Here is a 961-nt window from a genome sequence, read left to right as displayed (position 1 = left end):
CAATTGATATAAAAGATATACAACACGCACGTAGTCAGAGAAGAAAACACTTAAAACAAAATATTGCTAGTCCAAGCACCACTGATTTAATTAAGGAAGAAAAAAATTATGGTTATTCACCTCAAGAAACGACTAAAAACGTCAAAAAATTAAAGAGGTATCGTAATGACTAAACATCAGAATTTCATTGAAACGAAAGAGTATAAACGATTTGCTGAATTTTGCGATGCTTGTATCAAATATCAATATATTGGGATCTGCTATGGTCAACCTGGTGTCGGAAAAACTTTATCTTCTAGGTATTACACAAATTGGAATACTATTGAAAAGCAAGTTAATCATAGAGGGTGGGAAGATCTAGCTAGTAAAACGACTGATGATATATTATCGGTGAATAAGATATTTTATACTGCACCGGCTGAAAAACAAACAAGATTAAGTAATGATCTATATAGTATTAGTGCAAGTATTGATTTGGGTCAAAAATTACACATCGTAAATAAGTATGGTCATGATCATAGTAAACATTATAGTGATATGTTTAAATATATTGATTTAATTATAGTAGATGAGATTGATCGCCTTAAAGTGCAACATTTAGAGCAATTAAGAGCTATTTATGATGAACATAATTTAGCAATGATATTTATTGGTATGCCAGGTATAGAGAAAAAACTATCTCGTTATCCTCAACTATATTCGCGTATAGGTTTTGCACATGAATTTGATAATCTAAGTAAAGACGAGACGCATCATATATTAGAATATAAGTGGCAAGATTTAGGATTTGATTTAAAACTCGAAGACTTTACTGATTATGAGGCAATAACGACGATTATTAAAATTACAAAAGGGAATTTTAGGCTGATTCATCGTTTATTTGCGCAGATAGATAGAATTATGGATATAAATGGCTTAGATAAAATCAGTACAGAAGTTGTAGAAACAGCTAGAGATAGTT

The 961-nt window shown here is 30.5% G+C and carries 1 protein-coding gene and 1 pseudogene; both read left to right on the top strand.

Annotated elements, in window-relative coordinates; translation table 11 throughout:
• A pseudogene (locus tag HMPREF2937_RS13295) lies at positions 1 to 173 on the top strand (transposase); the annotation flags it as partial.
• The coding region (locus HMPREF2937_RS08225; RefSeq protein WP_070626058.1) for an AAA family ATPase at positions 166 to 961 on the top strand (796 nt) is incomplete at its 3' end. The pseudogene HMPREF2937_RS13295 and the gene HMPREF2937_RS08225, both read left to right, overlap by 8 nt.

Source organism: Staphylococcus sp. HMSC061G12 (genome assembly GCF_001838465.1).
In the GTDB taxonomy this organism is placed as follows: domain Bacteria; phylum Bacillota; class Bacilli; order Staphylococcales; family Staphylococcaceae; genus Staphylococcus; species Staphylococcus simulans.
Note: the sequence above shows the minus strand (reverse complement) of the source record. Positions and strands in the feature narration are given on the sequence as shown.